This is a genomic window from Saprospiraceae bacterium (genome assembly GCA_016719615.1).
GTDB lineage: Bacteria > Bacteroidota > Bacteroidia > Chitinophagales > Saprospiraceae > Vicinibacter.
The window spans coordinates 1,981,064-2,007,623 of sequence record JADJYQ010000001.1; the positions used below are offsets into that span (position 1 = coordinate 1,981,064).

Consider the following 26,560-nt stretch of genomic DNA (forward strand, 5'->3'; position numbering starts at 1 on the left):
GGTATCGAACCCCATATATTTTGAGCAAAAACACCTCAGAATCTTGATGTATTCTCTGCAAATAATTCGAGTAAAAAGTTACACAAAACGGTCAACCCTATTTAGGCATTGACAATCAATACTCTATAATCTATACTCCATAATCTATACTCTAGTATTCTTCGTGGTCCTTTGTGTCTTTGTGCCTTCGTGGCCTAAAAAGCCCAAAGCTGAAAGCAAAAAGGGAAAAGGGAAAAGGGAAAAGGTAGAAGGGAAAAAGAAGAAGGAAGTATGTTTGTGAGAAGGCTTTTAGGCTTTTAGGCTTTCCCGACATAAATAAACTTCTTATTTGCAATAACTTTATAATGTCGGGAGGCTTTTAGGCTTCAACACAAACTAACGAATGTTAGTTCAATAAATATCACTTTTTTCAAATTATTTTTCCGATCTTTCCTAGTTCAAAAAGACTGCTTTGAGCTATCTAATTGTCAGAAGCAGAATTTACAGAATTTAAGAATTTGCAAAATGAGATCACAAAATTGCCCAACTATAAGCCGTAAATTGTAAACTGCAGACTTCTTCATGCCTGCTCTGCCTAGTCTTCATCCCGCTTTTTAAATGTAAAATGGACACCGCAAATTTTTTCAAAGCGGGATACGCTGGGGTGATGGGAAAACTCCGTTTTCCACACGGATGATGAATTGGAGAAGGTTTCGCTTGGTGATCGCAAAGCCAGAAATATACATACAACCAACAACTAACATCTAGCAATTCTTGACAACAGCAAGTTCTTGTTAATTTGAATCCTCTTCATGACGGTACATCAATCATCTATAATCTATAATCCATCATCTCCCGACATCAGCAAATTATAGTAAGAAGAAGCTTCTTCATGTCGGGACATCTAGCATCTATCAACTAAAATCTATCAACTAACACCTATCAACTCCCTCGGCACACTTAAATAATACTTCTCCTCAACATTACATAAATGATCCAGTTTTAAACAATCGGACGCATTGTAAATGCTACCCTGCTTTGTTCGGATTTGAATTTCAGAATGCTTGGTTTCATAAGCCAAAAATTCCATTTTACTTAAATGGACCATTTGTTCTGCTTCAGCTGAACTGCAATTAAATTGTTTTATACAATTGGAGCGTAGTTCTGCGACATAAGCATCGTCAAATGGAATTTTTTGCATATGAATTTTAAAAAAATTGCGCTGCAATAAACCTTTCGCCAAATAAGATGTCAATGCATCATTCGAACTCCCGCAGCATTTTAAAAACATTTCGATATCTGAGTCATCTATTTTCTGGAATTGCATGAGGAGTTCTGATCGATCTAAGGACTCTGGTGTTTCCACTTGCAGACTGATAAAATAATCTAAAGCCGGAGAAGCAAAGTCGTGTCGGCCAAGTTTTTTACATCTTGCTAAAAGCAACTCCAACATCTGTTCAGCAACCAATGAAGTCTTGTGCATATAGACCTGCCAATACATCAATCTGCGGGCAGCGAGATAATTCTCAATAGACAGTCCGGCCTTTTCTTCAAATACCAGCCGGTTATCAACCACATCCATCATGGTAAGTAATCGGTGGTATCCAATCGTGCCTTCCACGACCCCACTATAAAAGCTGTCGCGATTCAGATAATCCATGCGGTCCACATCCAATTGGCCGGCCACCAATTCGCATAAAAACTTTTTGGGATGGTTTCCTTTGAAAATTTCAATCACCAGATCAAGACTCCCATTCAATTCCCGATTGAGCGCATCCATGATCATCAGGGTCAATTGTTCGTGCTCGAGTGGAACCAAGCTATTCTCTAAAACATGTGAAAACGGACCATGCCCCACATCATGCAGCAATGCAGCGATCTGGGCAGCCTGAGCTTCCTCCTTTTGAATGGCCACACCTTTTTGTCTCAGGACATCTATGGCTTGCGACATCAGATGAAAAACGCCTACTGCGTGGTGAAATCTACTATGCACGGCTCCGGGATATACATAGTAACTCAAGCCTAGTTGTTTGATTCTGCGAAGGCGTTGAAACCAGGCATGATCCATTAGGCTAAGGATGAGGCCCTTAGGAATCATGACAAATCCATAAATCGGGTCATTGAGTATTTTAATTCCAGGCATGTTGCGTTTAGAATACTATAATTTTGCCCTCAGGCGTTTCCAATTGACAATGCGCCAAAAATATGGATAAAATCAAGATTCTCTGGGCTGATGATGAAATAGATTTATTAAAACCTCAATTGTTTTTTTTAGAAAAGAAAGGGCATGAGGTAGAAACCTGCACAAACGGCTATGATGCTTTGGATAAACTTGACAAAAATCCATACGTCTATGATTTGGTATTTTTAGATGAAAGCATGCCCGGTATAACAGGTCTTGAAACATTGGCTAAAATGAGGGAAAAGGGAATCATGATTCCCACGGTCATGGTTACTAAAAACGAAGCCGAAAATATCATGGATGATGCTATCGGTTCAGAAATTGCAGATTATCTGATCAAACCGGTCAATCCCAACCAAATTATCCTTACGATCAAAAAACTCATCGATAACAAACGCCTCGTTAGTGAAAAAACGAGCATGAATTATCAAATAGCATTTAGGGATCTGTTTATGGAGATCAACAGCAATCCAGACTACTTAAAATGGGTAGACATTTACAAAAAAATCATTCAATGGGAAATTCGCTTCGATCAAAACAGCTCGCCCGACATGCAAGAAATTCTGGGCAATCAAAAAAATGAAGCAAACAGTGAATTTTGCAAATACATCGTTCAGAATTATTTAAACTGGATGGGTTCTGATAAGATTCCACAGCCGATTTGGTCTCACCAGTTAATGTCGAAAAAAGTATTCCCACATCTAAAAGATGATCTTCCAACATTTTTTCTGCTATTAGACAATCTTCGATTGGACCAATGGAAAATCATTGAACCGATTATCACAGAATTATTTGCTATCGAAGAAGAAGACACTTTCTATTCGATATTACCCACAACGACCCAATACAGCAGAAATGCCATTTTCGCAGGCATGTTGCCGGCTGAAATAGAATCCTTTTATCCAGATTGGTGGCTTAATGACAATGAAGAAGGTGGAAAAAATTTAAAAGAACCAGATTTATTGGCAGCATTGCTTAAACGCACTTTTAGAAAAGAGATGAAAAGCGATTATGTAAAAGTGGTTAATGCCAATCAGGGCAAGGCTCTGGTCGACAATATTCACAATTACCTTGTCAATAATTTTACGGTAATCGTTTACAATTTCATTGACATGTTATCACATGCGCGCACAGAAATGGAGGTACTCAAAGAACTCGCTTCCGATGAAAAAGCATATCGCTCTTTAACGAGGAGTTGGTTTTTGCATTCACCGCTGTGGGCTGCGTTGCAAAAAATTAAAGGAAATAAAATACAACTCATCATTGCAACGGATCATGGGACGATCCGGGTAAAAAATCCTTCAAAAGTTGCCGCAGATCGCGATACTACCACTAATCTCAGGTATAAAGTTGGTAAGAATCTCAACTACGAAAAGAAAGATGTACTTGAGATCAAAGATCCGCCTAAAGTGGGGTTACCAAGACCCAATGTCTCTTCAGTATTTATATTCGCTCGTCACGACAATTATTTCCTCTATCCCAACAACTACAACTATTACATGAATTATTACAAAAACACCTTTCAACATGGCGGGGTTTCACTTGAGGAAATGATTTGTCCGGTGGTGAGATTAGTGTCAAGATAGAAGTTAAGATGTCCCGACATGGAGAAGCCTCTTATTAAAAACGACTTGATGATGTCGGGAGTTGGTAGATGTTAGTTGCTAGTTGATAGTGCATTTCTAACGTTTTGAGAAAATAAAACGCAATTTACTTCGATTCATCATCCGTTAGGAAAACAAAGTTTTCCTAACACCCCAACGTAGTCTGGAGACTCTGATCAGCTTACGATTCAATAAAAATGTGGAATATATATTTCATTAAAAGCACAAACCAGCTCCCCTCTCCGCTCCGTGGAGCAGGGCCGGGGGTGAGGTGTGGCGACTTAACGCAATCAGGATCGAAGCATCATCAAAAAAAGAAGTTAAAATGATTTCACTTGACTAGCGTATTCTCCAAATAATCCATTGTCTGCTGATTGCACACAAACTTAATCTTGTTTCCAAATATATTTTTGGTTTCAACGCGCATCGTTACCCAAAAACGTCCCAAAAATTTCCTTTTAGTAAAAACTAAATTTTGATTTATAGGTAGTTTCACGGTTTTAAAAAAATTAGTAATGTAAAAATATTCATCATCCAGTTCTACCCTTTTTAGTGGATACAGAAACACCAATACAATAAGACATCCGATTCCAAAAAAAACTGTCAATTGCAATCGAAAAACATCCGGATCTCTGAGTGGTAAATCCTGATCATCGGTAATCCATGCAAATAAACACAGACAACCAAAGAATACCATCCAAAATACAGGGATGAAAATCCTTAAGACCAGGGTCATAGATGAAGAAATCAATCTCATGATTGTGATTCTGATTCTTTAGGATAATGCAAAGCCGCAATATAAATGCTTATTTCATACAACAGCAACAAAGGCAATGTTACAACGACCATTGATGTAACATCAGGTGGCGTTATGACTGCAGCGAGTACTAAAATTACAACAATAGCATGTCGTCGATAAGTCCGCATAAATGCCGGACCCATGATCCCCCATTTAGCTAAAAAGTAAATGAGCAATGGCATTTCAAAAACAAGACCAGTAGCCATCGTATACATGGTCATTGAATCTACATAAGAACTGAGTGTAGCCGTTGCCTCGACGAGATCACTTACATTGTATGAAGCAAGAAACGCAATTGAAAATGGCGCTAACACGTAATATCCAAATAACACACCCAGCAAAAACAAAACCGTGCACCAAAAGATAACACCGGATGTAGCTTTTACTTCCTTGTCATATAAACCCGGCTTTACAAATTTCCAGAACTCATTAAATACTAATGGAAATGAAATGATGATTCCAAGGAAAAAACTAACTTTTAAATGGATCATCAATTGCTCGCTGAGCTCGCGCGTAATGATTTTGATGTTTTCAGGATAAAAACAAGTTAATTCTGAGAGTTCACAAAAAAATCGATAGGTCACAAAATCTTTATGCAGCGGACCCAAGATAATGACATCAAAAATGAAGGTTTTCTGCGTAAATACAGCGATAGCCGAAATTCCAATAAACAGGGCAGCCCTGAACAAATGCCCTCTGAGCGCATCAATATGCTCAAAAAAGGTCATTTCAGTTTCAGTTCCGGTCTTTGCTCCCCTTTTAAAGAGTTTTTTTAACATGGCTACTCGTGCATTATGGCGGCTGCAAAATTAAACGAAAAAAATGAATGCCCATTTTCAATACAAATGGTTGTCAGGTAATTTTCTAATGAAGCTATAATGAAGCATTTATGCACAAATTTAACGACGATCCCTTCATAATGCCATGGGATAACAAAGATAGTATGCTCAGGAATCCCTATTTTTGGCTTTCTATGAGAGGTTTATTACTTTTAATGCTGATACCTTTGTTTGGGTCCGCTCAAGAGCGCAAAAAACTACTTTTTCATTTTGAAAACTGTAGTCTGCAGGAACAAAACCAATTCGTACTGCCTTTGCAGCTAAGTGCGCAGCCCAGTTGCGTTTGCGGCTTGGAAAATGAAGCTTTGGACTTGAACAACCAAACCATTGAGTTAATGGTCGAAAACGACACGCTTTTTTATTCCGATTTTACCATAGGATTTTCAATACAACTGGAAGCAGGAGTAGGCACCGTTGATTTACTTTCTAAAATGAAGTCCTGCAATGCCGATACTTCGTTAAGTATCATTTACGAATATGACGATTCCACATTTGTCTGTTCATTCCAACAAGGTTTTGATAAAATTGTCCAGCTGGTCGGAAAAGCAGATCCTTCAACTTGCTGGCAACAACTTGCAGTCACGCGTTCATCAGGTCAATTGCGATTTTTCATCAATGGCGTTTTAAAAGATGTAAAAAACAATAGTTTCATATTGAGACTTAATAATAAACAAGCTTTAAAATTTAATGCTTCACCCTGCATTTTTGCATCTAAAGCAAAAGGACTCATCGATCAAATCTATGTCGCAAATTATCCAATGAACAGCTCGGAGATCAATGCGGAATATATCACACAAGATCAAATCCTCACAAAGGATACTTTGATATTTTTAGGCGGCTCTGTGCAATTACGTGCCATTGCCAACTGTGCTTCATCAGTTCTTTGGCAACCTTCAGTTGGTTTATCTTCCAACACTATTGAAAATCCAATCGCTTCACCCCAGCAAGAGCAACAATATATTTTTAAGATCCAAAATCTCTTTTGCTCAGCTACAGATACTGTACTCATTCGTGTAATCGATACCTCCAAAACCGATTGCAGTCAGCTGAGACTCCCCACTGCATTTTCTCCAAATGATGATCAGTTGAATGACCGCTTTTTCATTTCCAATCATTATTTAATAGAATCTCTCCAATATTTTGACATCTTAGATCGCAATGGTGGTGTTGTGCAAAAATTTACAAATGCTACCGACAGCTGGGATGGCAACTGGAATGGAAACAGACTCAATCCGGGCACTTTTTTTTATAGAATTGCTTACACCTGTAAAGGCCAATCGTATAAAACGAAGGGCAGTGTGTTTTTACTGCGATGAGGAAATTTCTTAAGGCTAAAGGCCAAAGGGAAAAGACTGAAGCCAACTTTACTTTAGGTCCTTTTTTATTCTTGAGTAAATACAATACATTTTGAAATTTCAATTGTGAAATTTATGATCCATCCAGTTGTTCTATTAAATAGTAATTAAACTTAAAAACCTTTCATAAGGCTGCCAAGGATCAAAGCGAATTTAACTTTCAAATGTATTATAAAATATTCCACCTAATAACTGTTAGTATTTTTGGGAATCGATTAAAGAATATATACAAGAACCTAAAGACTCGTAATTTCTCCTCCTTTTACCTTAAGTCTTTTACCATTCCACTTTTATAAACTTTCAACTACATTCAACTTATCGCAACAAAGTAACATCTCCTCTATATATTAGTGAACTTCCATCCTGAAAAACGATTTCAGCTACGTACACATAAACGCCCGGATTCATCAGATCTCCATTGTTGCCAAATCTACCATTCCAGATACTCATGCGTTCTCCGTTTTTAGGTGGATTTTCAATGGCACTGACTAAATTTCCCCATCGGTCAAAAATGCGCGCATATTTGATCATCTCAACGCCGGGACCTATAAATATCTCAAAGGCATCATTGATATTATCGCCATTAGGTGAAAAAACATTGGGTGCGTAAACTCTTCGGGTACTTCTTACCACGATGGTAATTTGATCACTCACCAAACATCCGTCTTCATCAATTACGGTTAAGGTAAATTGAGTTGTTCGGCCTGGATTGACAAATGACAAAGTACTATTAGGACTGCTCACATTATTTACAGGATTCCAGATGATCGTATCGATCATCGCAGTATTGAATAAATTCCCATCCAGTAAAATGCTGTCACCCAGTTGAATGGTATCGAAATCTCTACCAAAATTGAGACTGATCAAATTTGTTGGATTACTTATCACTATACTCGTATCCTTAAAGCAATTATTTTTATCGTAAACTCTTATCGCATAAGATCCCGGAAATAAAGGCACTTGTTGCCCTACATTAGTTGGGGCTCCGTTATTGATGGTAAATCGGTAAGCTGCTCCTGCCCCACCACTTGCCTGAAGTACACTGAATAAGATTTGATCATCAACACATCTTGGTGTATCCTGTGGTGATAAAAGGATCTGGATTGGAGGCGGTTCTGATATCGTATAACTTACACTTCCTGTACAATTTTTAGAATCAGTGACTGTTATGGAATAAGTTCCCGCTGCCAAATTGGTAAGTATAGAGTCCTGTGCATTTGCGGGTGACCAGGTAAAGCGGCCTGGTCCTCCATTTCCACCCGTCCATGCAGTACTGATGCGACCATCCATACTACCGGGACAACTAACATCTAATGTGGAACCTGGTATAATATCCACGCGAATGGAATCCGGTTGCCTTAATCGCACAGAATCTAAATGCGAACAATTTCTGGCATCAACAATATTTACATAATACATTCCATCTCCAAGGTTTGTTATTGTTGGTGAACTGGTCATAGGAGAAACCCAATTGTATTGAAAGGGTCCTGTTCCGCCTTTAGCACGAACTGTGATTTGGCCATCATTCGAATTATAACACCTGGGTGCCGTAATGGATAGAAAATTGCTGTCAATTGCAATTGGTATGGCATTGGGTACATCAAACAACAAGGTATCTGCACAAAACCCACAAGTAGCAATAACAAATTGCTGACCCGCACAAAGCAGGTTTGCCGTATCTCTGTTTCTAAACACTTGTTCGCCGGAAGACCAGGTCAATGAAACGAAGGTATCTGTACAAGCTGTTGTGACAATAGCAGTAGCATCACATGTGCCAGGGGTGGAGCAACTAGGTGCTGTTATAGAGCTGATGCTGACGCCTATCGCCGGCGGTTCAGCCAAAGTAAAACAAGTATCCAATGGCGGACAATTTCCGAAGTCATCTATGGTCACGCAATGTCTGCCGGCTTTGAGATTGGTGTTGTTGGGTGTTTGCACACCATTGTCCCATAAGTAGGTATAAGGCCCTTGCCCACCTGTTATATTAATGACGATAAAGCCATCTGCATTTCCATTACATCTCGGGTCGCGGGTAACCGCTGAGGCCACTCTCAATGCATTTCCCTGTGGTAAAATGTTTACTGTGGCACTATCAACGCATCCATTGCCATCTGTAATCGTAACAGAATAACTGCCATCCCGTATGTTGTTGAGGTTTCTTGTAGTATCACCTGTATTCCAACGTATGCTGACATTTGGATGACTTCCAGGCGTAAAGTAAAGGCTGGCACTTCCTGTTGGATCACCCGAACAATTTGGACCAAAAGTTATAATGCTGTCAATATTGGGCGGAAAAGGTTGGATCACATGATATTCTTTGGTTAACGAACACCCGTTAGCATCGGTGATAGTAACGGTGTAAGTGCCTTGTCCGAGATTAGTAACTCTGGAACCAGATACCATATGACTCCAATCAAAATTATAATTGGGTGTTCCACCAAACCCCCTGATATCAATAAATGCATCCATCCCAGGAGCGCATGAAGCTGTTGTGTCGACATTGTTTTCTATAAGTTCAAGCAATGAAGGTTGGGTAAGGATGATGGTATCAAATCGCTTACATCCACTGGTATCTGTGATTTCCAGAAAATAAGTTCCCGCTTTTAATGGCGGACTATTATATCTGTCCACACCATTCGCCCCTCCAAAAATGGTGTTGTTATTTTGATCAGACAATCGAAAAGCAAGAGGGATGTTTAAAGTCCCATTAGATCTGACGAAAGAATGGATAATACCGGTGGAATCTCCAAAACATTTGATGCTGTCGATAACGATACTATCGATCAATACACCTGCATAAGGGATATCAAAAAAAACGGTATCCATACAAAATCTCGAATCCCGGATAATCACAAATTGATTACCTGACAAACGAAAATTATAACTTGCAGTATCAGATGTATTTGCAGCAACATTCTGACTCCAAAAGTAATCGTACAATCCTCCCGGATAAGGATTTCCTCCAAATGCTCTGGCCACTGCAGCACCATCATCGGTGCAGGAAGCGTCTTTGAGAATTTCAACCTGACTATTAATAGTATCTGCAAATAAAGTAAAAGTTTCATTTGCCAAACAACCTGCAGAATCTCTTACACTAACCATATAATCACCTACACATAATCTTCGCAATGTCGTCAGGCCAAAATCGCCGGTAGGTCTCCAACCAATTGTCATGTTTCCTACTCCGCCTGTGATGCGAATATTGATTTCGCCATCGCAGGTATTCCAACAAGTAGGCTGCCTGATTCCATTTGGGAAAATGGAAATGGCCGTACCCATTCCTACAATGACGGTGATATTAGTATCCTTTCCGGTGGCATCTATGACATTGATCAAATAAGGGCCAGGAAAAAGATTATTATAGATCACACAATCTCCACTTTTAGCTAGTGTATCAAGCTGGAGAGGTGCCATTCGAGTTACAATATAGGGAGCGGTGCCCCCAAAAGGTTTGACTGTTATATTTCCGGTATTGGTAACCGTCCCACAAGAGTAAGTAATTACGCAAAGATTCACCGGCTCCCCAATACAGATATCGTTATCTCCGGGATTGATTTCTTCAAAGCATATTTCATCTGCATTACAATCCAGAACTTCATTGGTTACTGGACTTCTGTTAAAAAAAGAAATGCGTGTACAGCTTCCGGGCTCCCCGATGAGTTTGAATTTGATCATGATCAGCGTATCCCCGTTTGACAAACCATCGCAATCGGAATTTGGGTTGGCCCATAAAAAGCGCACAATTTTTCGAATCGTGTCAAAATTGATATTCGTGTTCGCATCCAAACCAACCAATTTCGGCGTAGCCCATTTATCAACGGGTTGGACTACTTGTGGATCGTAACTCCAGGCAAATTGGACTGAAAGCACCGTATCGAAATTAAATACGCGCACGGGTACCCATATACAATCGCCTTTAGGGGCATTGCCTCCGATGATATCAAATTGTACACAATTATTCTGAGCCAATAGGGTTTGTTGGTTCAGGATTGAGAAGAACAGGGTGCAAATGACTAAGGTGCGTCTACATAGTATTTCGGGACTCATTTAAACTTCGTTTTAAACCGCAAAGATATTAATTAAAATGCTTATATGTTAGGCATAGGATGCTACTTATTTGAACGAAAGTTGAGGAAAAAAAGTCTTAAATACAAGTTTTAGGCTAAAAAATCAGGGTTTCCCCTGATAAAAATGCGTGAAAACCATGAGTGATTCCAGGCATATGGAAAATAAGACAGCGCACTTGCAGGTTTGGTAAGAATCAAATTCGCAAGTTTTCCAACTGCAATACTGCCGAGTTCGCGATTCAATTTCAAATTAATGGCTGGATTAATGGTGAGGGCATTTAGCGCTTCTTCTGGCAACATTTTCATCTGATTACATGCAATACCCCATATGGTAGTCAAGTCGTAATTCGGAGCTGTTCCCGGATTGAAATCAGATGCCAAAATAATGCCTAAGCCACGATCGATCATTTTTCGGGCAGGAGGATATTCAAGGTTCATAAAAAATGCAGCAAAAGGCAAAAGGATTGGGTGTGTATCTGAATTCATCAATAGCTCGATTTCTTCATCATTGCAAACTTCAAGATGATCCACACTTGCGGCGTGGTGTTTTAAGCCTAATGCAATGCCTCCACTATGGGTGAATTGATTGGTATGGATACGGGCTTCAAGACCCAATTTTAATGCGGCGCTTAAAATCTGGTCGGCTTCATTGGTAGCATAAAATCCCTTTTCACAAAAAACGTCGCAATAGTCTGCAAGTCCTTCATCTGCAATGCGGGGCAACATGTCTTCAATGATGATTTTGATATATGCTTGATGGTCATTTTTGTATTCCTGCGGAAAGGCATGTGCGCCCAGAAAGCTTGCTTTAATGGGAATATTGATTTCGTCTTTCAATCGTTGGATGACCCGCAGGATTTTAAGTTCGCTGGCTGTATCCAGTCCATATCCGCTTTTGATTTCAAAAGCGCCTGTTCCACATTGAATAGCTTGTATCATTCTTTTGAGCGATCTTTCATACAATTCGCTTTCTGAAAGTTCGCGTAGTTTTCTTGCCGAATTTAAAATTCCACCACCTCTTGCAGCAATTTCTTGATAAGTCAAGCCCTTGATGCGATCTTCGAATTCCTGGTTTCGCCATTCTGCAAAAACAAGATGGGTATGACTGTCAACAAAACATGGCATGAGCCAACCACCTTCTGCATCTATAACCGCTCCGATATTGGCAGGGGCTTCTTCATTGGGCCCGAATGCGGCTATTCTTTCATTTTCTATCAACAGATATGCATCCTTCAGGCAAGGTAGTTCTTTCATTTGCTGCCCTTTTCGAAAATTCGTTACATCAGAAGATTCTACCTGAACCAGCGTATTGATATTTCGAATGAGAATGGATCTCGCCTTCATTCTTTGATAAACGATTATGACTTGACAAATGTAAGCGCATTGTCGACAAGCACAGAGGTACTTTATGCTTGTTTAAATATTCCTGAAATAAGACGGCCTCTTCTTTAGATTCAAACTGTCCGGCAACAACCTTAAAAAGTTTCTTCGCATTTCTCGTTTCTTCTGCTATCTGAATATCAATTTGAAACTTTTCAATGAGTTGTAAGGCGAATACTTCTGCATTTTCTTTTTGAGAAAAAACTCCCGCTTGTAAATAGAATGCGGCAATATCTGATTTGATCTGATTTTCAGAAGATATATCATTATCAATATTCTGCGACGATTTGGCAGCAGGTAATTCGCTTTGTTCATCATCCAGAAACTGCTCAACACCAGCCCATTCGTTAGTGTGTTCTTTCGTTTGAGTCGATATAAATGGATTACTTTCCTTGGTTTTTGGCGTTTTTGAATTTCCAAATTGAGCGCCTTCTTCTTCAATCCACGCGATAAATGATTCCGGATTTAAGCTATGTTCCTTTCTCGAAAGCACTGAACCTGAAGCACGTTTCAAAACTATTGTGGGAAGTACGCTGACCTGATGCTCTTTCTTTAAATTCAAGTTTTGAGGATCATCAACGTCAACTTTATAAACGATGACATTTTTTTCTATGAACGCTTGTACCTTAACATCTCCGAAAACTTCCTTCTCCATAAATCGACAAGGTTGGCACCACTTAGCTGTGAATTGTAATAAAAGTAATTTCTTTTCAATACAAGCTTTTTGAAGAGCAGCTTTATAACTACCTTTAAAAACCACCTTATTTGGATCGGCAGCTTGAGTTGTGAAAGTCAGGGCGACAAAAAGAAAACAAATTAGATTTTTCATGATTTGAGATTTTGAGTGAATTTAGATATGCTTAAATTGCTGCAACTAACGTACCAAAAATTCATATTATATTTATTTGTATTTGTATATAATTAGTTATTAATTATTTATAATTTATAAATATTTTTAATATGTTAAAAATTTAAGCCCACTTTCATAAGTGTATGGTATATTTGCATACTAATCAAGAAACCATGAAAGGAATCCACGCTGCCATTACCGGAATACAGGCCTATGTCCCGGATTACATCCTTACAAACGCAGAGCTAGAAAAAATGGTCGATACAACAGATGAGTGGATCACGAGTCGCACGGGTGTCAAAGAGCGGCATATTTTAAAAGAACCCGGTTTAGCTGCCTCAGATATGGGTAAAATCATTGTAGAAAGGCTACTCGAAAAGACCCAAACAAAACCGGAAGAAGTCGAATTGCTGATTTGTTGCACGGTCACAGGCGATATGGTCTTTCCCGATACTGCTAATACCATCTGCCATAAAGTTGGGATCAAAAATGCCTGGGCATTTGATATCAATGCAGCCTGTTCAGGATTTTTATACGGACTCACTACCGGAGCAAAATTCATTGAAAGTGGCATGCACAAAAAAGTCATCGTGGTAGGTGTAGATAAAATGTCATCGATCATCGATTATACAGACCGGGCTACCTGTATCATTTTTGGAGATGGTGGCGGTGCAGTTCTACTTGAGCCCAATTCAGAAGGACTTGGAATCATAGATAGCGCCTTTCACGGCGATGGTGCAGGCAGAGAGTTTTTGCATATGAAAGCCGGTGGTTCCCTTAAGCCCCCGTCCTTAGAAACCGTTCAAAATAAAGAGCACTATGTTTATCAGGATGGAAAACCCGTTTTCAAAGCAGCCGTAAATGGCATGGTCGAATCCATTAAAGAAGTCCTTCAAAGAAATCAACTCGAAAAATCTGAAATCGATTGGTTAGTTCCCCATCAAGCCAATATACGCATCATCAACAGCGTCGCAGATTTTTTGGAAATGGATAAATCCAAAGTGATGATCAATATTCATCGTTACGGAAATACGACTTCAGGCACGCTCCCACTTTGTCTTTGGGATTGGGAAAGCCAACTTAAAAAAGGCGACAAAATCTTCCTGAGTGCATTTGGTGGCGGATTTACCTGGGGCACTACCTACTTAAAATGGGCTTATTGACCAAATGATGTCGAAAAGCCTGACTGAAATTTTACACATCCGTTATCCTCTTATCATGGCGCCAATGTTTTTGGTGTCTAATATGAAAATGAGTCTCGCAGCAAGTCAAGCAGGTATCGCTGCGTGCATTCCGGCTCTCAATTACCGAAATCACGCAGATTTTATACAGGCATTGGCGGAAATTTCGGAATCTAAAGCCAATATTGGCATCAATCTCATTGCCAATAAATCTAACTACAAACTCAATAAACAATTAGAAGCTTGTCTGCAGTATAAAATACCTTTCATCATAAGTTCGCTGGGAAATCCAAAAGAAATTATCGAAAAATGCAGGCCTCTGGGCATAAAAGTCTTTTGCGATGTATCGACGATGGAATACGCCGAAAAAACTGCCAAATTAAATCCGGATGCGCTGATCGCCGTAACCAGCAAAGCCGGCGGACACCTTGGCCCCCACGATCCTGAAGATTTTATTCCTCAATTGCTGGCAGCCTTTCCACAGATTCCTATTATAACTGCAGGAGGTGTTGGCGATGCACCATCATATCTAAACACATTGAAGATGGGCGTTTCAGGCATTTCCGCGGGCACTGTTTTTATTGCATCCAATGAATCTCCTGTCTGCGAAGCTTATAAACAAGCCTGCGTAGATTACACAGAAAACGATGTCATTACAACGACAAAACTTAGTGGAATCCCATGTACGATTATCAACACGCCCTATGTTCAAAAAACAGGCAACAGCCAAAATGCACTGCAACGATTTTTAAACAGGAATAAAACCTTTAAAAAATGGTTCAAACTTTTTGTTTATAAAAATGGAATGCACACGCTCCAAAAAGCCGCTTTCGATCAGAATTATCAAAATGTTTGGTGCGCAGGTAAAAGCATCCGGTTTATAAAGCAAATTCGTCCGGTTGAAGAAATCGTCCGCTCGATCGTTGAAGTAAACTGAACCAACTTTTAGTACCCGCTCTGCTAAGTGCAGCTCTGCGTAGCTCCTCCCGCTTTCAATAGCCAACTTGTAATAAAATTTTTTCAAAGCGGGATACGCTGGGGCGATAGGAAAACTCCGTTTTCCAAACGAAAAGTCAATTGATAAACGAATCCAAGCTCAACTTCTCGGTGCCACTTTAGTCGGCATCACATCACCCGGGCCTACACCTCCATCCTTTACTTTCTTCTTACCCTTGGTCTTGGAAGCCATTTGCACAGCTTGATATACATTGACGATTCCACCGGTTGAACTCAAAGCTGAAAACTTTTCCGTCTTCTTCGTACCCGGATGAATCACATCATAATCTTGTTTTTGAGTGCTTTTTAAAATGATCTTGCGAACCTGTTTGGCTGTCAGTTCCGGAAAATAGGAACGCAACAAAGCAGCCACACCTGCTACTACCGGACTCGCCATAGATGTGCCTTGTTCGTGTTTATATTCGTTATTAGGCATCGTGGAGTAGATCTGCACTCCGGGTGCAAAAAGATCCACTTGCTTTTTTCCATAGTTTGAAAATCCAGCTACGATATCAGGACCCGATTCGAAGCTACTAGCGCCAACTTCCAGCCAATTTGAAACTTTATTGCAGGAGAACAATTTTTTCTTCTTAAAATTTTTGTTAGGAAAATTATCAAGATCGTCATTATCGGACGCTGCATTTCCGGCAGCATGCACCAGCAATACATCTTTTTCCTCAGCATATTTAATAGCTTCATCAACCAATTCTTTTTGCGGTGAATAGCCTTTACCAAAACTCATATTGATTACACTTGCTCCATTATCAACTGCATAACGAATTGCGTTTGCCACATCTTTATCGCGCTCATCGCCATCAGGTACACAACGGACAGCCATAATGCGCACGTTATCAGCGATACCATCCATTCCCATATCATTATTTCTTTGCGCCGCTACGATTCCGGCCACATGTGTGCCATGTGATGCATCCGGACCGATCACATCATTATTTCCATAAAACCGCTGTGCAAAATCAGTGTAATTATCTCCAACGATTTTACGAGGATCATAATCAGGATTAAATGCATATTCCAGTTCTTTAGAATAATGTGCTTTTCCATCAACAAAATCGCTCAAAATGATTTGTTTGAACTCAGCTACATTTTTAAATACAAGGCCATCTTTTACGACTTCCTTTGCTATGGCCAAACCCATCATGAGTTGAGTCTCTTCACCCGCCCCCAATTTTTCAAGATTCGCTGAATTCATTTCCTGATCTCCCAGCGCTACTTCCAATGCATCTAGTGCCATGCTAATAAATTTCTCCGTTTGCAGAATTTGATCAAGATTCTTTTGCGCACTTTCTCTCCGTTCTTCAACATCTTTTTTCAACTTTGTATATAGTTCATATTCCTTTTTCTGATCACTATTCAATTTTTTAGGATCTGCATTGTCAAATTTATAACGCATTTGTGCATAGAGCCTGGTCGTTTCATAAGTATCGTATGCAACGTTGCCATTGGGCCCGCCGATAAAATTCCATCCATGAATATCATCCACATAACCATTGGAATCGTCATCCTTATTGTTACCAGGAATTTCCTTCGAATTGGTCCACATTACGGATTTCAGGTCTTCGTGGCGAAAGTCCACACCAGAATCTAAAATGGCTACAACTAGCGTTTTTGAGCGCTTATCCTTTAACAATTCCAGATACGTTTTTTCGAGACTGATACCGGGAAGTCCGTCTTTTTGTTTATCCTGCAAATGCCAATTCAAGGGCAATTCCTGTTGTGCAAAAACTTTAATAAAGCCAAGGAAAACCAAGGAAAATAAAATCCCTTTTCTCAACTGCATGTTAATAGTTTAAATTGTATTGTAATAAATAAAGTATTCTAAATCAAATAATAGCATTCTTTTTTACAGAATCGCAAAATTACCTACATTTGAGGGAATGATTCTAAAAATCAAACAAGGCCTCTTCTTTCTTTGCTTGTTTCTCTCACAGCACCTAGCAATAACACAGCAATTGGATTTGGGTTTATATTTAGGAGCAGCCAATTACAATGGCGATCTCAGTGAAAACCTCAGTAGCTCCCTCAACCAAAACCATCCGATGGTAAACGTTCAAGTCCGTTTAGATGTTGATCCGGTTTTTAGTTTAAAATTGCAAGGCAGTCAATTGACGATTAGCGGTGATGATGCCCTTGCAACAAACCCTCAATTTTTGAAGCGAAATTTGAATTTCAAGACTCGCATATATGAACTGGCTTTAATTGGCCAAATGCAAATTCTAAATCTTTTTCGGATGGAGCCTATGCGCTTCAGCCCATATTTACAAATGGGTTTCGCTTATGTAAACTTTCATCCAACTGGAATATACAATGGGAGCCTTGTAGACTTACAAGCACTTGGAACCGAAGGCCAGGGAATGCCGGGTTACCCCGACAAATACAGTCTCCATACTACAGCATATGTTTTTGGCGCAGGTCTTCGGTACCACCTCACTTCGAATTTAAGTTTAGGCCTGGAACTCAATTTAAGGTTGAGCAATACCGACTACCTCGATGACGCTTCAGGAAATTATGTAGCCTATCAAGAGTTGTTGCGTTTTAAAGGTCGGACTGCTGCTGATCTTGGAAATAAAATCAATGCGCGCACCGGTCAACAGAGGGCAAATCCCAAATCAAACGACGGATACCAAACGCTTGGCCTTGGACTACATTATCATTTTGGAAAAAACCCATTGTTTAAAAATAGTTTGTTCAAAAATCCCGTTCGATGTCCATCGTTCTGAATGGAAAAGCTTATCACAGATCCGCACGAAATACTCCGTAAATATTGGGGCTACGATAATTTCCGGCCCCAGCAACTAGACATTATACAATCTGTACTGTCGGGAAAAGATACCATAGCGCTCTTGCCAACTGGCGGGGGAAAGTCCTTATGTTATCAGGTTCCAGCTTTATGTTTGCCGGGAGTATGCATAGTGGTTTCGCCCTTAATTGCATTGATGCAAGATCAGGTGAGAAGACTTAAAGACCTTGGCATTGAAGCCTCAGCTTTATATTCAGGGATGCATGCCAAAGAAATTCAAAATGTAATTTCAAATGCGCTCTACGGAAAATTAAAACTATTGTATCTGGCTCCCGAACGATTGGCTGGAAGCAAAATGAAGGAAGTCATTCAGGCCATGAACATTAGTTTTTTTGCTATTGATGAAGCCCATTGCATTGCACAATGGGGCCATGATTTCAGACCTTCTTATTTGAGCATCGCAGATTATCGCGAAGATTTAAAAATCCCCTTTCTGGCCTTAACGGCTACGGCTACCACACACACGCGTGAAGAGATCCAAACGCATTTAAAAATGCAGGAACCGAATTGGTTTGAAATGAGTTTTCGCAGAAAAAATCTTTCCATCGTCATTCGCGAGGAAGAACAAAAGCGCGATTTTATGCGTCAGCTCCTGCAAAAAATAAAAGGAACGGCATTGGTATATGTTCGCAACCGGAAGGCCACGGTAGAAATGAGCGCATTTTTGCAACGTTATCAAATTGCTGCAAACTTTTACCATGCCGGACTCGATCCACTCGTGCGTGCCGAACGACAAGAACGCTGGCTCCAAAATATCGACAGAGTGATGGTCTCCACTAATGCTTTTGGTATGGGCATCGATAAACCAGATGTACGTCTGGTACATCACCTTGATCTACCACCGGGTATTGAAGAGTATTTTCAGGAAATTGGTCGCGCAGGTAGAGATCAAAAACATGCCTACGCAGTTTTGTCCTATTTTAAAGGTGACCTGGAGAAATTAAAACAGGATTGGGAAATGCAATTTCCTTCGGTAGAAGAATTGAAAGAAATGTATAAATCATTAGCCGTCTATTTAGATGTGGCCGCAGGAAGCATGATGCTCGAAAGCAAAGAATTTGATCTTCAAAGATTCGCAAAACAATTTAATTTTAAAACCGACAAATTGCTGCATGGATTGCGCATCCTCGAACAAACGGGTAAACTCTTGCTGACGGATGCCATTTTCAGGCCTTCCAAACTTCAGGTGATAGGATCAGAATCTGATTTAAGAATAGCCATGCAGAGCCATGAAAAAGCCGAACGACTTCTCAAAGCATTATTGCGATCCTATGAAGGAATTCATTCTGTTCCGGTTTCCATTTCCGAAAAACAATTGGCTAACATATGTAAGTTAAGTATTGAAGAAATCATTTTCCTGTTCCATAAATTTCAAGCAGAAGGACTCATCCAATACCATGAAGCCAGATCCAAGCCACAGATTATGTTTGCCGGAGAACGTTTGGATAGTAAGTATTTTCAGATCGACAAGAAATGGTATGAAAAAAGAAAAGCCATTCTAAAGCAACGTTTTGAATCGATGATCAATTTCGTCTTACATAAAGCTTGTAGGCAGGTCTATATATCAAAATATTTCGGTCAAAATGACGATGAACCCTGCGGCATTTGTGATTTTTGTATGGAAGCCAAACAACATGAGCCGGATTCAAAAACTTTGGAAACTTGGAAAAACACCATTTGCACCCACATCCAAAGTAAGCAACAAATCAGTATTCGCGAGATATTATATTTATTCCCGCTGAACAAACGAAAATACGTCGAGGCCCTTTTGGAAAAAATGATTGCGCAGGAAGAAATCATCCGAAATTGGGATTTGCTCACGCTTAAAAAGCTTACCAAAAAATGAAGATCACCATAGCAGCCACCAGCGATATTCATTATGACCAACGCGTTCAAAAGATTGCAGGTTCTTTAAGCAAAGCCTCTCATACAGTACTTGTCATCGGAAGAAATAAAAAGAAAAGGAACGAAAATGTTTATCCATTTCGATTGAATTTACTCCCTTGCTTTTTTCAAAAATCATTTTTCTTTTATGCAGAATATAATCTGCGCTTGTTTTGGAAACTGCTCTTCACTAAAATGGATGTCATTTGTGCTTGTGATCTGGACACACTGTTGGCTTGTACTTTAACGGCTAAAATAAAAGGTTCAAAACTGGTATTTGATGCCCATGAGTATTTTGAAAACAGTATTGAAATTAAGGATAAGCCTATTATTCGTTATGCTTGGCAAACTATTGCTAAAATATGTTTACCCCGGGTGGACCTTTGTTATACCGTATCCCAATCGCTGGCAAATATATTAACTCAGAAATACGGAAAAACATTTCATCTCATTAGAAATGTTCCACTTTCGAATCCCCGCATCGAAGAATTAAAAATACCGGATCGAAAAATACTTTGGTATCAGGGAGCTGTAAATGAAGGACGTGGACTGGAATTGCTTATAGATTGCATTGCGATGCTTCCGGATTACACACTTGAAATTGCAGGTGATGGTGACGTTTTAGAATATTTAAAACAACGCGTTGCTGATTTAAATCTTCAGCAGAGAATCCTTTTTCATGGTAGATTAAATTATGATGAAATGTTTCGTCGCGCCTCAAATGCCTGGATCGGGTTTGATCTATTAGACTCCAAAAGCGATAATTATTTTTATTCTTTGAGCAACAAGACCTTCGATTATATGAAAGCGGGGCTGCCCATCGTACAAATGAATTTTCCTGAGTACGCCAACATCCATAATAATCATCAAATTGGTGTTTTGATAAATCATCTCTCCAAAGAGCAACTGCTTCTAGCCATAAAAAAATTGGAAACTTTATCTTTACAAACCTCCTGCAGACAAGCTTGTATAAAAGCTTCCGGAGAATTTACTTGGGAAAAGGAAGAAGAAAAAATGTTAGAGTTGTATAATATAAAAGCTTAACTTTCAAAAGGATTGTCCATATGAAAAGCTATATACATGAACAAATTTTCCACTTCAAAAAACTTCGCAAACCCGGGCTGTGATAGTTGAGTTGTTTTGAAGGACAAATTCAGTTTCCTTACATCAATTGCATTGTTAAAAGAAAAAATTGATCGGAACTTGAATTCCACTTATAAAAACACATGAGTCTTTTCTTGAATATAATTAACTTTGCCGTTCAAACTACCATCACCCTTGACCAGTACCAACAGAAGTTTTTTCTTACATGTCCTTAACTATGCCTGGGTTTTATTTCTCATTGGATTTTCGATGCTGATTTGGTTTCATGGTTTTGGTCTGGAGAAAAAATGGCTACAACAAGCTGTAATTGCGCTAGAATTAGAGCAAAACCTACCTCTGGACCAGCAAACTCAAATTCTCGAATGGTTAAGAGCTCAAAAAGAAATACAAGTCGGTTCTATTCAGAGAATTGATGAAAAAGAACTATTGGAATTACTGCCTAATGATCTGGGTAGCGATAGTGCCAGAAAAGTCGCGATAGAAATGCTGCCCGTCATTTTGCTTTTTAAAATGACACCGGAAGGCTATAAAAACAAAGCATTCGAAGGTTTTCAGCATAAATTAAACAATTTAAACGGTGTCCACTCTTTAAATTACCAGAACGAATTAACTACCGATATCAGCAAAAGCATTTCAAGATTACAAAGGGTCTCTATGTTTATTACTCTTTTATTTGTCGCGATTGGATTTTTAATAAGCGATTACCTTGCCCAGGTATTTGTCGATTCAAGGAGTGCAGTCATTCACCAATGGAATCTGCTAGGGGCTCCGGAAACAAAGATCCTCAAAAACTACCTGAACAGATCTCTATCCCTCGGATTAGCGAGTTCCCTGTTTAGCGTCTGTATGTTAGGCATCGTTTTGTTTATGCTTCATTACCTAGTGCCATGGATATATGAATGGATCGAAACAATAAAATTCTTCTGGGTTATGTTTATTTTACTGATCTTGGGGCCATCTTTGCAGTATCTAATGGTAAAACGCAAGATTCAGACTTTAATCAGATAAAAAATGGGAGAATCAAAATCTAAAAAAGCAAACGTAAAAGCACCGGCTCCGGTTACATCGAAAACTACGGAAACCAATACACTAAAAAACAGAGTTCAACATGCCATGACTTACGGCAAAGCTCAATTCAAATGGATGTTAATAGGTGTCGGGTTCATAGTTCTCGGATTATTGCTGATGTTGGGTGGATCCATGCCAAGTCCGGAAGTTTGGGATGAAAGCCTGATCTACAGTCCGATACGTCTCACCGTAGCTCCTATGCTCATCATTATTGGGCTTGGGTTTCAGGTCTATGCAATTTTTAAAGTAGAAGACTAATCCCCTATTTCGCATTGCAAACTTGTAGAGAAATAGCCAGTATTCAATTGGCTTGATGCTTAGCTTCATTCATGGATTCACCTTCAAACCCATTCTATCTATCCAGCTCCAATGAACTCCCGGATTTTTGGGCGGGCAATTTCTTATTGGTAGATAAGCCTTATGGTTTGAGTTCGTTTAAGATCGTTCATGAAATCAGGAAGGCCATCACCAGTCGAAGCAATCGAAAATTAAAAATAGGTCATGCCGGAACACTGGATCCCCTGGCCTCCGGCCTACTCATTCTGGCAACGGGTAAGCGAACATCAGAACTCAGCCTTTTCCAGGATCTCGAAAAAACCTATGAAGGGCGGTTGCGACTTGGATTCACCAGGGCCAGCTATGATATGGAATCCGAAATATCAGGATCATATGTAGTTCCTGAAAAATCAGATGCACAAATTGAATTCATTCGTAACTCACTGACCGGTTTAATTAAAATTCCACCCCCACTACACTCAGCCGTTAAACTTGGGGGAAAAAGAGCTTACAAACTGGCCCGAGCCGGATCAGATGTACAATTAGAACCCAAAGAGATGCTCATCAAAGAATTTGCTTTAGACATTAGCCATTATCCGGAAATTCTCTTCAAAGTCGTCTGCAGTAAAGGAACTTATATCAGATCCTTGGCTCACGAATTTGGACATAGAATGGGCTGTGGGGCATATCTCTCTGCATTAAGCCGAACTGCAATTGGTACTTATACGATCGCCCAGTCCTGGAATTTCAAAGTTCTGCTTCATCGACTCTACGAAAGCAACCAACGATAATTGAAATCAAACGTTATAACTTTGCAGCAAAATTTGAAAATTATAAATGTCGGTTGAAGTAAAGGCTCTGTCCAAAAGATTCGGTAAACAAACAGCCGTCGATCAAATTTCCTTTAAAACAGAAAAAGGTAAAATTTTAGGCTTCTTGGGCCCCAATGGTGCCGGCAAAACTACAACCATGAAAATGATCTGTGGTTTTCTTCCAGCCACTTCAGGTCAAATTTTGGTTTGTGGAAGCGATATTTTAGAAAATCCAGTTCACACAAAAGCTAAGATCGGGTATTTACCAGAAAACAATCCGCTCTATAAAGACATGTATGTAAGAGAGTTTTTAATGTTTTTTGGAAATCTCTGCAAACTTAAAAATCTAAAAAGCCGCCTGGACGATCTCATAAGTATGACCGGACTTGAAAAAGAATACAAAAAACAGATTTCTTCTTTGTCAAAAGGATACCGACAACGAGTTGGGCTGTGTCAGGCACTCATTCACGATCCGGAGGTACTCATTCTCGATGAACCCACCAGTGGGCTCGATCCAAATCAGCTTGTTGATATCCGACAACTCATCATGAATATTGGGAAAGAAAAAACCCTGATCTTCTCCAGTCATATCATGCAGGAAGTACAGGCTTTATGCGATCGGGTGTTGATCTTGAATCAGGGAAAAATAGTCGCTGACGAACCGATTCAAAGTTTACTGACAAGAACCAATAGTGCAAGAATCATATATCTCGAATTTGCAAACGAAATTTCTATACATGCATTGAATAACATCGCATTTATCGAAAAAACTGAAAATTTAGGGAATGGAAAATTCAAAGTTTGGTGCACAAAAGATGGCGATCCTCGTGAAGATTTATTCAAACTGGCCATGAGCAATCAATGGACCATACGTGAAATGAGAGAAGAAAAATCGAGTATCGAAGACGTATTTAACTTACTCACCAAATCTTCAGGCGATGTGGGATCTGTTTAAAAAAGAAATCGGCAGCTTTTTTCATTCGCTGATAGGTTACATGGTCATCGGAAGTTTCATGCTCTTAATGGGACTCATGATGTGGGTCTTTCCGGATTTCAGCATCCTTTATTACAATTATGCAAGTCTTGAACAATTGTTTTCTTTGGCCCCAATGATTTTTCTTTTTTTAATTCCAGCAGTGACAATGCGCTCGTTCTCAGAAGAAATGCAATCCGGTACACTGGAATTATTATTGACCAAACCCATCCGCGAATGGGAAATCGTTGGCGGAAAATTTCTGGCTGCATTAGTTCTTTGTTTAATTGCTCTACTGCCTACTTTACTTTATTATATTTCTATATACCAACTCGGCTCTCCGGTTGGCAACATTGATTCCGGTGCTGTTTTTGGATCATATATTGGTTTGATAAGTCTTGCTGCCGGATTTTGTGCAATCGGGTTATTCACTTCTACACTTTCTAAAAATCAAATTGTATGCTTTCTTCTGGCTGCCGCAGTTTGTTATTTCTTCTATTTTGGATTTTATTTTGTTTCAAAATTGCCTGTCTTCTTTGGCAAAACGGATGACCTGGTTCAAATGTTTGGCATGGATTATCACTATACAGCTTTGTCGAAAGGTTTGATTTCTTCCAATAATCTTTTTTACTTTTTGAGCCTGGTATTCTTTTTCCTATTCCTGACTTACGAATCACTAAAAAGCCGCCGGTTCTGATATGAAAATACCAAGTTTCGAACGGCCGTTGAGAGTAATCATTGTATTGGGAATTTTATTCTTTCTCAATATCATTTTTTCGCTACTAAATTTCAGCCTTGATTTTTCTGAGGAAAAACGATACAGTTTATCGAAAGGTACGATTGAGACTTTGAAAAAGTTGAATGATGAAGTGCATGTACGCATTTTATTGGATGGTGAATTTCCATCGGGATTTAAAAGGCTTCGCAATGCTACCAATGATCTGCTCAATCAGTTTAAGTCCATCAATGCGTATATTGGATTTGAATTCGAAAATCCAAATGCTGGTAGTATTGAAGTGATCAATGAGATGCGGGAAAAACTTGCTAAAGATGGGCTAACACCCGTAAATCTCAAAGTCAAATCGGGAACAGAGTCGTCCGAACAACTCATTTATCCTTATGCCATATTTAATCTGGGCGAGCGAAAAATCGCAGTCAACTTATTAGAACATCAACCAGAACTCGATCAGGAAGCCAATTTAAACAATAGCATTTCGCAATTGGAGTATAAGTTTATCAATGCGGTAGAAAAAATATTGCGAACAGAAAAACAAAATATTCTTTTTACGACTTCAAATGGCGAATTAGCGAGCGAATACACACGAGCAGCCGAACAAATGTTAAAACCATTTTACAACGTAATACATTCCAGCCTCGATAGTTTATATTCAATAAAGTCATCCGTCGATCTGGTCGTAATAGTTAAACCTATAAGTCCATTTTCAGAGCGCAACAAATTCATTTTGGATCAATACCTGATGCAGGGAGGAAAGATCATTTGGATGATAGATGCTTTGAAAATAGGCATTGATAGTTTTACATATAGGCAAGAACTTATTCCCGAACCTCTCGACCTTAACTTAAGCGACCTTCTATTCCAATACGGAGTCCGGATAGAACCAACTTTGGTTCTTGATATGGAATGCAGTAAAATTGCACAGGTGATTGGCAAGATCGGCGATAAACCACAAATTGAATTATACCCATGGTATTATTTTCCGGTTGCCGCAACTTATAGCAACCATCCCATTGTCAATAATATCGATCGCATACTTTTGGATTTTCCTGCTAAAATTGATACTGTTAAAACAGCATCTAAAGTTATTAAAACGCCGCTAATCGTTTCTTCTCCTTACAGTCGATACCAACTTACACCCACAAAAGTAGGATTCGACATCTTGCGATATCCACCTGATCCTAATAAATTTGACAAACCACATTTAACCATGGGTATCCTACTTGAAGGCAGTTTTAATTCACCCTTTGCCAATAAATTAGAAGAATCTATGCTCGCTGCGCTTAAGCAACTTAATTTGTCGTATAAACCCATAAGCGAACCAACGAGTATGATTGTCATTGCCGACGGCGAAATCATTCGCAATTACTATGATGCGAATACTGATAAACACTCCCAGATGGGATACAGCAAATTCGAAAAAATCAGTTATAGTGGCAATAAAAGTTTTTTTATGAATTCAGTTGAATACCTGTGTAACGAAACTAATATCCTGGAAGCTCGTTCCAAAGAATTCAAAATAAGGTTATTGGATCAAGTAAAAATTGAGGCGCAAAAAACTTTTTGGCAGTTCCTGAATATAGGATTGCCGTTTCTTTTATTGATATTAGGAGGATACGTATACAATCATTACCGCAGCAAAAAATTCACTCAATAA

General features: G+C 39.3%; 20 protein-coding genes. 13 read left to right on the plus strand and 7 right to left on the minus strand.

Annotated elements, in window-relative coordinates; translation table 11 throughout:
* Nucleotides 1–907: 907 nt before the first annotated feature.
* The gene (locus IPM92_08150) at nucleotides 908–2,122 is read right to left on the minus strand and encodes an HD domain-containing protein (protein MBK9108332.1); all 1,215 of its coding nucleotides are present in this window, start codon (nucleotides 2,120–2,122) and stop codon (nucleotides 908–910) included.
* A gap of 62 nt (nucleotides 2,123–2,184) precedes the next feature.
* Between IPM92_08150 and IPM92_08155 the strand changes: the two genes are divergently transcribed.
* Nucleotides 2,185–3,747 (plus strand): bifunctional response regulator/alkaline phosphatase family protein, encoded by a 1,563-nt coding sequence (locus IPM92_08155; protein ID MBK9108333.1) that lies wholly within the window; start codon nucleotides 2,185–2,187, stop codon nucleotides 3,745–3,747.
* 349 nt (nucleotides 3,748–4,096) lie between these two features.
* Here the strand turns inward: IPM92_08155 and IPM92_08160 are convergent, their stop codons facing one another.
* Both IPM92_08160 and tatC read right to left on the minus strand, forming a co-directional pair.
* On the minus strand, nucleotides 4,097–4,522 hold the full coding sequence (locus IPM92_08160; GenBank protein ID MBK9108334.1) for a hypothetical protein: 426 nt from the start codon (nucleotides 4,520–4,522) through the stop codon (nucleotides 4,097–4,099).
* Entirely contained in the window at nucleotides 4,519–5,343 is an 825-nt protein-coding gene (tatC, locus tag IPM92_08165) for a twin-arginine translocase subunit TatC (protein MBK9108335.1), read from the minus strand. The genes IPM92_08160 and tatC overlap by 4 nt, the downstream gene beginning before the upstream one ends.
* Before the next feature lie 110 nt (nucleotides 5,344–5,453).
* Here tatC and IPM92_08170 point away from each other — a divergent pair, with 110 nt between their 5' ends.
* Nucleotides 5,454–6,719 carry a gliding motility-associated C-terminal domain-containing protein gene (locus IPM92_08170; GenBank protein ID MBK9108336.1) on the plus strand — a complete coding sequence of 422 codons (1,266 nt, stop codon included), beginning with the start codon at nucleotides 5,454–5,456 and terminating at the stop codon, nucleotides 6,717–6,719.
* Nucleotides 6,720–7,073: 354 nt separating this feature from the next.
* On the opposite strand, the gene IPM92_08175 is transcribed toward IPM92_08170, so the two are convergent.
* From IPM92_08175 to IPM92_08185, 3 genes are all read right to left on the minus strand, one after another.
* Nucleotides 7,074–10,805, minus strand: coding sequence for a gliding motility-associated C-terminal domain-containing protein (locus tag IPM92_08175; GenBank protein ID MBK9108337.1), 3,732 nt, complete (start codon nucleotides 10,803–10,805; stop codon nucleotides 7,074–7,076).
* Nucleotides 10,806–10,915: 110 nt separating this feature from the next.
* Nucleotides 10,916–12,169, minus strand: a complete 1,254-nt coding sequence (locus IPM92_08180; GenBank protein ID MBK9108338.1) for an imidazolonepropionase — start codon at nucleotides 12,167–12,169, stop codon at nucleotides 10,916–10,918.
* On the minus strand, nucleotides 12,108–13,034 hold the full coding sequence (locus tag IPM92_08185; GenBank protein ID MBK9108339.1) for a thioredoxin family protein: 927 nt from the start codon (nucleotides 13,032–13,034) through the stop codon (nucleotides 12,108–12,110). The genes IPM92_08180 and IPM92_08185 overlap by 62 nt, the downstream gene beginning before the upstream one ends.
* A gap of 194 nt (nucleotides 13,035–13,228) precedes the next feature.
* Between IPM92_08185 and IPM92_08190 the strand changes: the two genes are divergently transcribed.
* Both IPM92_08190 and IPM92_08195 read left to right on the plus strand, forming a co-directional pair.
* Nucleotides 13,229–14,218, plus strand: coding sequence for a ketoacyl-ACP synthase III (locus IPM92_08190; protein MBK9108340.1), 990 nt, complete (start codon nucleotides 13,229–13,231; stop codon nucleotides 14,216–14,218).
* Between the two features lie 4 nt (nucleotides 14,219–14,222).
* The gene (locus tag IPM92_08195; protein MBK9108341.1) at nucleotides 14,223–15,173 is read left to right on the plus strand and encodes a nitronate monooxygenase; all 951 of its coding nucleotides are present in this window, start codon (nucleotides 14,223–14,225) and stop codon (nucleotides 15,171–15,173) included.
* Between the two features lie 159 nt (nucleotides 15,174–15,332).
* Here the strand turns inward: IPM92_08195 and IPM92_08200 are convergent, their stop codons facing one another.
* The gene (locus IPM92_08200; protein MBK9108342.1) at nucleotides 15,333–17,030 is read right to left on the minus strand and encodes a S8 family peptidase; all 1,698 of its coding nucleotides are present in this window, start codon (nucleotides 17,028–17,030) and stop codon (nucleotides 15,333–15,335) included.
* Between the two features lie 97 nt (nucleotides 17,031–17,127).
* On the opposite strand from IPM92_08200, the gene IPM92_08205 reads away from it, so the two are divergent.
* The 9 genes from IPM92_08205 (at nucleotide 17,128) to gldG (ending at nucleotide 26,560) form a co-directional block, all read left to right on the plus strand.
* Nucleotides 17,128–17,970, plus strand: coding sequence for an outer membrane beta-barrel protein (locus IPM92_08205; protein ID MBK9108343.1), 843 nt, complete (start codon nucleotides 17,128–17,130; stop codon nucleotides 17,968–17,970).
* Complete coding sequence (locus IPM92_08210) at nucleotides 17,971–19,896, plus strand: RecQ family ATP-dependent DNA helicase (GenBank protein MBK9108344.1); 1,926 nt, start codon at nucleotides 17,971–17,973, stop codon at nucleotides 19,894–19,896.
* A complete protein-coding gene (locus IPM92_08215) occupies nucleotides 19,893–20,978 on the plus strand; it encodes a glycosyltransferase (protein ID MBK9108345.1) in 1,086 nt (361 codons plus the stop codon). The genes IPM92_08210 and IPM92_08215 overlap by 4 nt, the downstream gene beginning before the upstream one ends.
* A 210-nt stretch (nucleotides 20,979–21,188) precedes the next feature.
* On the plus strand, nucleotides 21,189–22,046 hold the full coding sequence (locus IPM92_08220; protein MBK9108346.1) for a hypothetical protein: 858 nt from the start codon (nucleotides 21,189–21,191) through the stop codon (nucleotides 22,044–22,046).
* 105 nt (nucleotides 22,047–22,151) lie between these two features.
* On the plus strand, nucleotides 22,152–22,364 hold the full coding sequence (locus IPM92_08225) for a DUF3098 domain-containing protein (GenBank protein ID MBK9108347.1): 213 nt from the start codon (nucleotides 22,152–22,154) through the stop codon (nucleotides 22,362–22,364).
* A gap of 71 nt (nucleotides 22,365–22,435) precedes the next feature.
* Nucleotides 22,436–23,173 (plus strand): tRNA pseudouridine(55) synthase TruB, encoded by a 738-nt coding sequence (truB, locus tag IPM92_08230; protein ID MBK9108348.1) that lies wholly within the window; start codon nucleotides 22,436–22,438, stop codon nucleotides 23,171–23,173.
* A gap of 46 nt (nucleotides 23,174–23,219) precedes the next feature.
* Complete coding sequence (gldA, locus tag IPM92_08235) at nucleotides 23,220–24,149, plus strand: gliding motility-associated ABC transporter ATP-binding subunit GldA (protein ID MBK9108349.1); 930 nt, start codon at nucleotides 23,220–23,222, stop codon at nucleotides 24,147–24,149.
* Nucleotides 24,133–24,864 carry a gliding motility-associated ABC transporter permease subunit GldF gene (gldF, locus tag IPM92_08240; protein ID MBK9108350.1) on the plus strand — a complete coding sequence of 244 codons (732 nt, stop codon included), beginning with the start codon at nucleotides 24,133–24,135 and terminating at the stop codon, nucleotides 24,862–24,864. The genes gldA and gldF overlap by 17 nt, the downstream gene beginning before the upstream one ends.
* Before the next feature lies 1 nt (nucleotide 24,865).
* Entirely contained in the window at nucleotides 24,866–26,560 is a 1,695-nt protein-coding gene (gldG, locus tag IPM92_08245) for a gliding motility-associated ABC transporter substrate-binding protein GldG (protein ID MBK9108351.1), read from the plus strand.

Excerpts from the sequence above, each read along its gene's own strand:
- IPM92_08150 (MBK9108332.1), bottom strand. The coding sequence starts at position 2,122 with ATGCCTGGAATTAAAATACTCAATGACCCGATTTATGGATTTGTCATG.
- IPM92_08155 (MBK9108333.1), top strand. The coding sequence starts at position 2,185 with ATGGATAAAATCAAGATTCTCTGGGCTGATGATGAAATAGATTTATTA.
- IPM92_08160 (MBK9108334.1), bottom strand. The coding sequence starts at position 4,522 with ATGAGATTGATTTCTTCATCTATGACCCTGGTCTTAAGGATTTTCATC.
- tatC (MBK9108335.1), bottom strand. The coding sequence starts at position 5,343 with ATGTTAAAAAAACTCTTTAAAAGGGGAGCAAAGACCGGAACTGAAACT.
- IPM92_08170 (MBK9108336.1), top strand. The coding sequence starts at position 5,454 with ATGCACAAATTTAACGACGATCCCTTCATAATGCCATGGGATAACAAA.
- IPM92_08175 (MBK9108337.1), bottom strand. The coding sequence starts at position 10,805 with ATGAGTCCCGAAATACTATGTAGACGCACCTTAGTCATTTGCACCCTG.
- IPM92_08180 (MBK9108338.1), bottom strand. The coding sequence starts at position 12,169 with ATGAAGGCGAGATCCATTCTCATTCGAAATATCAATACGCTGGTTCAG.
- IPM92_08185 (MBK9108339.1), bottom strand. The coding sequence starts at position 13,034 with ATGAAAAATCTAATTTGTTTTCTTTTTGTCGCCCTGACTTTCACAACT.
- IPM92_08190 (MBK9108340.1), top strand. The coding sequence starts at position 13,229 with ATGAAAGGAATCCACGCTGCCATTACCGGAATACAGGCCTATGTCCCG.
- IPM92_08195 (MBK9108341.1), top strand. The coding sequence starts at position 14,223 with ATGATGTCGAAAAGCCTGACTGAAATTTTACACATCCGTTATCCTCTT.
- IPM92_08200 (MBK9108342.1), bottom strand. The coding sequence starts at position 17,030 with ATGCAGTTGAGAAAAGGGATTTTATTTTCCTTGGTTTTCCTTGGCTTT.
- IPM92_08205 (MBK9108343.1), top strand. The coding sequence starts at position 17,128 with ATGATTCTAAAAATCAAACAAGGCCTCTTCTTTCTTTGCTTGTTTCTC.
- IPM92_08210 (MBK9108344.1), top strand. The coding sequence starts at position 17,971 with ATGGAAAAGCTTATCACAGATCCGCACGAAATACTCCGTAAATATTGG.
- IPM92_08215 (MBK9108345.1), top strand. The coding sequence starts at position 19,893 with ATGAAGATCACCATAGCAGCCACCAGCGATATTCATTATGACCAACGC.
- IPM92_08225 (MBK9108347.1), top strand. The coding sequence starts at position 22,152 with ATGACTTACGGCAAAGCTCAATTCAAATGGATGTTAATAGGTGTCGGG.
- truB (MBK9108348.1), top strand. The coding sequence starts at position 22,436 with ATGGATTCACCTTCAAACCCATTCTATCTATCCAGCTCCAATGAACTC.
- gldA (MBK9108349.1), top strand. The coding sequence starts at position 23,220 with ATGTCGGTTGAAGTAAAGGCTCTGTCCAAAAGATTCGGTAAACAAACA.
- gldF (MBK9108350.1), top strand. The coding sequence starts at position 24,133 with ATGTGGGATCTGTTTAAAAAAGAAATCGGCAGCTTTTTTCATTCGCTG.
- gldG (MBK9108351.1), top strand. The coding sequence starts at position 24,866 with ATGAAAATACCAAGTTTCGAACGGCCGTTGAGAGTAATCATTGTATTG.